Below are 6,605 nucleotides of genomic sequence, written 5' to 3' on the forward strand. Positions count from 1 at the left end.
TCCTAGTGGGCCACGGCAGCGGCGCCGTGCTCGTCGATTAGATGGCCGGTTTCGAAGCGGTCCAGCGCGAACGGTGCGTTCAGTGGATGCGCTTCCCCGGTGGCGATGGTGTGGGCGAAGGTGTAGCCGGCACCCGGGGTGCCCTTGAAGCCGCCCGTGCCCCAGCCGCAGTTGACGAACATGCCGTCCACCGGCGTCGGGCCGATGATCGGCGAGGCGTCCAGGGTGGTGTCCACGATCCCGCCCCAGGTGCGCAGCAGGTGTGCGCGGGCAAAGATGGGGAACAGTTCGACGGCGGCGGCCATCTGTTCCTCGATGACGTGGAAGGCGCCGCGCTGGCCGTATCCGTTGTAGCTGTCGATGCCCGCGCCCATCACCAGTTCACCCTTGTGCGCCTGTGAGACGTAGACGTGGACATGGTTGGACATCACCACGGTGGGGTGCACCGGCTCGAACAGTTCGGAGACCAGGGCCTGCAGCGGGTGCGACTGGATCGGCAGCCGGAAGCCGGCCAGTTCCGCCAGCACCGAGCTGTGCCCGGCGGCCGCGAGGCCCACCTTGTCCGTCAGGATCCGGCCGCGGGTGGTTTCGACGCCGGTCACGCGGTCGCCGTCCTTGAGGAAGCCGGTGACCTCGCAGTTCTGGATGATGTCCACGCCCATCTCGTCGCATTTGCGGGCGAAGGCCCACGCCACATGGTCGTGCTTGGCGATGCCGGCACGCGGCTGGTAGGTGGCGCCCATGACCGGGTAGCGGATGTCATCGCCGATGTTGACGATCGGGCAGACCTCTTTGACTTCCCGGGGCGTCAACCATTCGGCGTCCACGCCGTTGAGCTTGTTGGCCTCCACCCGGCGGACGGATTCGCGGACGTCGCCCAGCGTGTGCGCCAGGTTGAGCACGCCGCGCTGGCTGAATAGGAAGTCGTACTCGAGTTCTTCCGGCAGCTGCTCCCAGAGCTTCAGCGAGTGCTCGTAGATGGCCGCCGACTCATCCCACAGGTAGTTGGAGCGGATGATCGTGGTGTTGCGGGCCATGTTGCCGCCGGCCAGCCAGCCGCGTTCCAGGATGGCGATGTTGGTCATGCCGTGGTTCTTGGCCAGGAAGTAGGCCGTGGCCAGCCCGTGGCCGCCGCCGCCAACAATCACGGCGTCGTAGGAGGATTTCGGCTCCGGATTCCGCCACAGGAAATCGGGATGCTCGGGCAGCAGATCGGCCATTATGCGGCTCCGTTCGGCTCGGCGTTGAGGGTGGGGTACAGCGGGAACTTCTCCGCCAGCACGGTGACGCGGCTGCGCAGTCCGGCCAGCAGGTCCGCGGCGGGTTCGCGGCTCAGCGCGGTGGCGATGATGTCGGCCACCTCGGCAAATTCGGCGGCGCCAAAGCCGCGGGTGGCCAGCGCCGGGGTGCCGATCCGCAGGCCGGACGAGACCATCGGCGGGCGCGGATCGAAGGGCACGGCGTTGCGGTTCACCGTGATGCCGATGGAGTGCAGCCGGTCCTCGGCCTGCTGGCCGTCCAGTTCCGAATGGCGCAGGTCCACCAAAACCAGGTGCACGTCGGTGCCGCCGCTGACCAGGCTGATGCCGGCTGCGGCAACGTCATCGGCCAGCAGGCGCTTGGCCAGCAACTGCGAGCCTTCCAGCGTGCGGCGCTGCCGGTCGGCGAACTCGTCGGAGGCGGCGAATTTGAAGGCCACGGCCTTGGCCGCCACGACGTGCTCCAGCGGGCCGCCCTGTTGGCCGGGGAACACCGCCGAATTGATCTTCTTGGCCAGCTCCTGCTTGGAAAGGATGACTCCCCCGCGCGGGCCGCCGAGCGTCTTGTGCGTGGTGGTGGTGACGACGTCGGCGTAGGGCACCGGGTTCGGGTGCAGTCCGGCGGCGACGAGTCCGGCAAAGTGCGCCATATCCACCATCAGGTAGGCGCCGACCTTGTCCGCGATGCGGCGGAACGCTTCGAAATCCAGCTGCCGGGTGTAGGCGGACCAGCCGGCCACAATCAGCTTCGGTTCGTGCTCGACGGCGAGCCGCTCAACGTCCGCCATGTCGATCTGGTGGTCGGACTCGGACACGGCATAGGAGACAACGTTGTAGAGCTTGCCGGAGAAGTTGATCTTCATGCCGTGGGTCAGGTGGCCGCCGTGCGCCAGGTCCAGGCCCAGGATGGTGTCGCCGGGCGTGAGCAACGCGAACATCGCCGCAGCGTTGGCTTGGGCGCCGGAGTGCGGCTGCACGTTGGCGGCCTCGGCTCCGAAAAGTTCCTTCACCCGGTCAATGGCCAACTGCTCGATCACGTCCACGTGCTCGCAGCCGCCGTAGTAGCGCCGGCCCGGATAGCCCTCGGCGTACTTGTTGGTCAGCACCGATCCTTGGGCTTCCATCACGGCCTGGGGCGCGAAGTTCTCCGACGCGATCATTTCCAGCGTGGTCTGCTGGCGTTCCAGCTCGCGGCCAATGGCTGCGGCAACCTCGGGATCCGCGGCTGCCAAGGTGGCGGAAAGTGTGTTCGCCATCCGATAACTCCTTTGAAGAAACTGTTCCAACACGACTAATGTGTGACTGATATATCAGAACTGGTTGCAATAGTATGATGGAGATCACAGCGAGTCAAGGGTTGTTCCAAAGCCCTTTTGATCTGACAACCCGCCCGACCACCAACGGCCCCGACCCTGCAAGGAGCACCATGAGCATCACCGCCGAAACCGATGCCGGCACCGAGCCCCTGTCGCTGGCCGAACAGGCCTACCGGGCACTGCGGGACAAGCTGATCATGCTGGACATCCGGCCCGGCGCTCCGATCAACGACGGCCAGCTGGCGGCCCAGCTGGGCTTCGGCCGCACCCCCGTGCGCGAAGCCCTGAAAAAACTGGAGATCGACCATCTGGTCATCTCCTATCCCCGGCGCGGCACCTTTGCCACCATCGTGGACATCACCGAATTGGCCGCGGTTTCCGAAGTGCGCCGCGTGCTGGAGCCCCTCGCCGCCCGCAAGGCCGCAGAATCTGCCGGCGCAGCCATGCGCGCGGAACTCTCGGGACTGGCCCGGGAGATCGAGAAGCTCGAGGACGATCGGCCGGAGACGCATGACCTGATGCGCTATGACCTCAGCGTGCACCGGGCCATCTACCGTGCCGCCGGCAACCCGCATCTGGAGGACACGCTGATCCGGTTGGACAACCTGGCAACCCGGATCTGGTGCCTGGTGCTGGACAGAGTGCCCTCCGTCGCCGGCCACATCACCGAACACGTGGAACTGCTGGATTCAATCGTCGACGGCGATGCGGACCGCGCCTCCCGCCTCGCCCTAGAACACATCACCAGCTTCGAAAAAACAATCCGCGCCGTGCTGTAGCCGGCGGGCGGAGCCGCCCGCGGGCTGAAATATCTTCTTGACTGTGATGGCGACCACTGTATGCTTTGCTGCACCTGTGTTGCTGTAACTGCAACAGCGCCTTCGGCACAGCCCTATTCACCAGATAGAGCCCATCTCAGCCGACCAGCCCCTGGTCGCCGACTGAAAGAGACGCTGGCATGTCCGTTCATGAGCAAGAAAAATCCAATGGCGCCACTACCCCTCGCACCACCCGTGAAGACAGCGAAGTCGTCACCCCTGACCAGGCCGAGGCCCGAGCCGCCGACGAGAACCAACAACAGGAGGCACGCAAGGTCGAACTCCCCCGCTTCCGGGGGCGACTGATCCCGCCGCTCGACCGGGCGATCATCAAAATCCTGCCGCCTGTCCTGATCCTTGGCCTCATCATCGCTGTCACAGTGAATCCAAGCGGTGCGGCCGAGGTCATCAACCAACTTCGAACCTTCGTCACCTCCGGGTTCACCTGGCTCTTCATCCTTTACTCACTCATCGCCGTGGCCGTCTGTGTCTGGCTGTCCGTCAGCCGCGTCGGCAAGATCCGCTTGGGCGGGCCAAAGGCCAAGCCGGAGCACAACAATTTCGCGTGGTACTCCATGCTCTTTGCCTGCGGTCAAGGCATCGGACTCATCTTCTGGTCCGTGGCCCAGCCCATCATGATGCGCGAAGAAAGCCCTGTTGTCCCTGCCGCAGGCGGCGAGGGCGGCATGGTCTGGACGTACTTCCACTGGGGGCTCACAGCGTGGGCCATGTACTGTGTGGTCGCCGTCTGCCTCGCCTACTCGCATCACAACCTTGGCAAGACGCTGACCTTCCGCGAGGCAACGGTGGACATCCTGCCCAAGAAGGCGCAGCGCAGCGCCGGCGTGGTCGTTGAACTGCTCGCCATCATGGCCACCGTGCTCGGCCTTGCCACCTCCTTCGGGTTCGCCGCGCTCCAGTTCACCTCGGGCCTGGCGTCCTTCACTGGACTGGCCTCCGGACCGGCCCTGTGGATCGCCGTCATTGTCGCCCTGGGCGGCCTGACCGCGGTCTCGGCTTTCCTCGGCGTCAACAAAGGCATGAAACGCATCAGCGAAACCAACTCCATCCTGAGCATTGTGCTGATGGTCGGCGTCTTCGTCTTCGGCCCTACCGTGTTCATCATCTCGAACATGTCCCAGACCTTCGGCTCATTCTTCTACAACTTCCTGCCGATGAGCTTCTGGACTGATGCGCCGACTTCGGCCGCACCCCTGGAATCTTGGCAGGACAGCTGGAACGGCTGGTGGACCGTCTTCATCTGGTGCTGGGTCATCGCCTTCTCGCCGTTCGTCGCTGGATTCATCGCCCGCATTTCCCGCGGACGCACGATTCGCGAATTCGTCATCGGCGTCACCGTCGTCCCCTCACTCATCGTGATGATCTGGGTCGGCATTCTCGGCTCCGCTGCTCTCCACTACGACAACGAATCCGAAGGCTCCATTTCGGCCGACGTCGCCGCGGACACTTCCAGCGGCCTGTTCTCCATGCTCAACGCGGTGCCAGTTATCGGCGGCCTTCTCCTTGTGGTCGCCACGATCCTGGTGGCGACCTACTACATCACCAGCCTTGATTCCGGGGCCTATGCACTGGCGGAGTTCGTTTCGGCGCCGAAGAAGTCGGGACCCTGGTTCCGGGTGGTATTGGTGGCCAGCATCGCCGCCGTGGCGCTGATCCTGCTGTCCCTTGGTGGCACCGCCGTCGTCGATACAGTCCAAACCGGCACGATCATCGGCGGTTTCCCCTTCGCCTTCGTCATTCTCCTGATGATCGCCAACCTCATCAGGCGACTGAGACTTCGAAACAAAGAAGTGAAACTCCTGGAGAAAGAAATCAACGACCCGAACCATCGCGTCGAAGACGACTTCGTCGACGCGGATGGCCTGCCCACGCGGCAGATCGACTAGCACCGCTACCGCACACATGACGAGGCGCGGCCCCCAAGGCCGCGCCTCGTTCGCACACCATCAAGGAGGCATGACATGAACCCTCACCCGCGGGCGGCCATCCATCCGTCCAGCGTCCACTTGTCCGAAATCGATGCCCACACCTTCGCGGCATGGGTCGATGCCGGCACCAATGGCGTAGTCCTTGTCCCGGTCGGAGCCTTGGAGCAGCATGGCCCCCACCTCCCCCTGGGCACGGATGCGCTCCTGTCGACGTCCATCGCTGCCGCCGTTGCGGAAACAACCGGCGCGCTGGTCGCACAACCCGTCACGTACGGCTACAAGTCACAACAGAAGTCCGGCGGCGGAAACCACCTGCCCGGCACCACAAGCCTTGATGCGGCCACGCTGATTGGCCTGACCCGGTGCCTAACGACCTCGCTCTTCACACAGGGGGCATGCCACGTCGTCTTCGTCAACGGCCATTTCGAAAATTACCAGTTCCTCTACGAAGGGATAGATCTCGCCTTGACGGAGCTGGGCATCAGCACCGGCGATGACCGAAGCGTCCTCCTGCTGTCTTACTGGGACTATGTTGCGGGCGAAACATTGGAGGCCGTCTATCCGGATGGATTCCCGGGCTGGGAGATCGAGCACGGCGGCGTGTTGGAAACCTCGCTCATGCTCCACCTGCAGCCTGGATTGGTGAATCTGGAACGAAGCGTCGACCATCCGCCCGCCGACCTGCCGAAGTTCGACCGCCTGCCGGTGGTCCCTTCGCGGACTCCGGCCACCGGCTGCCTATCTTCCCCCGCCGGCTCGGACGCAGACAAAGGCAAGCTCCTCTTCGACCAGGTCGTGGACACACTCTCCCATGACATTGCCCGCGAACTCAGGCTGACGCGCTAACCCAGCAATCCAACACCCGGCCCTTGACGTGGGCCGTGTCACGCTAGATACTGAATGCAACAGCGTTGCATTCAGCGCAACACCCCTTTTTCAGCCCTCCGTCAACGCGTGCCATCGCACCCCGTATGGATGGGCCAGTTTCTTCCAGGCCTTTACCGTCTCAGAAGGAGTCAACATGTCTATCGCAGCTTCCACCCCGAATTCAGTGTCCGAACTCGAGCGTCTGAAAGTCCTGCACAACGGAGAAAAGCAGCAACTGACCTTCTCCGATGCAGAGTTCGAACGCCGCCTGACCGGGCTGCGTGCCATCATGGCCGCCAAAGAACTCGACGCAGTCATCCTGACCAGCTACCACGGCATCAAGTACTACTCGGACTTCCTCTACACCACGTTCGGCCGCAACTACGCCCTGGTAGT

6 protein-coding genes are annotated in these 6,605 nt (G+C 63.8%); 4 read left to right on the top strand and 2 right to left on the bottom strand.

The genetic code is table 11. The features are described from left to right. Positions 1-2: 2 nt before the first annotated feature. The gene (locus AB0N75_RS18210) at positions 3-1,220 is read right to left on the bottom strand and encodes a sarcosine oxidase subunit beta family protein (RefSeq protein ID WP_364652352.1); all 1,218 of its coding nucleotides are present in this window, start codon (positions 1,218-1,220) and stop codon (positions 3-5) included. Then, a complete protein-coding gene (gene glyA, locus AB0N75_RS18215) occupies positions 1,220-2,515 on the bottom strand; it encodes a serine hydroxymethyltransferase (RefSeq protein ID WP_364652353.1) in 1,296 nt (431 codons plus the stop codon). The genes AB0N75_RS18210 and glyA overlap by 1 nt, the downstream gene beginning before the upstream one ends. A gap of 170 nt (positions 2,516-2,685) precedes the next feature. Here glyA and AB0N75_RS18220 point away from each other — a divergent pair, with 170 nt between their 5' ends. The 4 genes from AB0N75_RS18220 to AB0N75_RS18235 all read left to right on the top strand — a co-directional run. Continuing rightward, positions 2,686-3,354: a GntR family transcriptional regulator gene (locus tag AB0N75_RS18220; RefSeq protein WP_364652354.1), complete on the top strand. Its 669-nt coding sequence runs from the start codon at positions 2,686-2,688 to the stop codon at positions 3,352-3,354. A 179-nt stretch (positions 3,355-3,533) separates the two neighbouring features. After that, the gene (locus tag AB0N75_RS18225) at positions 3,534-5,300 is read left to right on the top strand and encodes a BCCT family transporter (protein ID WP_364652355.1); all 1,767 of its coding nucleotides are present in this window, start codon (positions 3,534-3,536) and stop codon (positions 5,298-5,300) included. A gap of 75 nt (positions 5,301-5,375) precedes the next feature. After that, positions 5,376-6,188, top strand: a complete 813-nt coding sequence (locus AB0N75_RS18230) for a creatininase (RefSeq protein WP_364652356.1) — start codon at positions 5,376-5,378, stop codon at positions 6,186-6,188. Between the two features lie 175 nt (positions 6,189-6,363). Next, a partial coding sequence (locus AB0N75_RS18235; protein ID WP_364652357.1) for an aminopeptidase P family N-terminal domain-containing protein occupies positions 6,364-6,605 on the top strand: 242 nt, incomplete at its 3' end.

The organism is Arthrobacter sp. NPDC089319 (assembly GCF_040684925.1).
Taxonomy (GTDB): domain Bacteria; phylum Actinomycetota; class Actinomycetes; order Actinomycetales; family Micrococcaceae; genus Crystallibacter.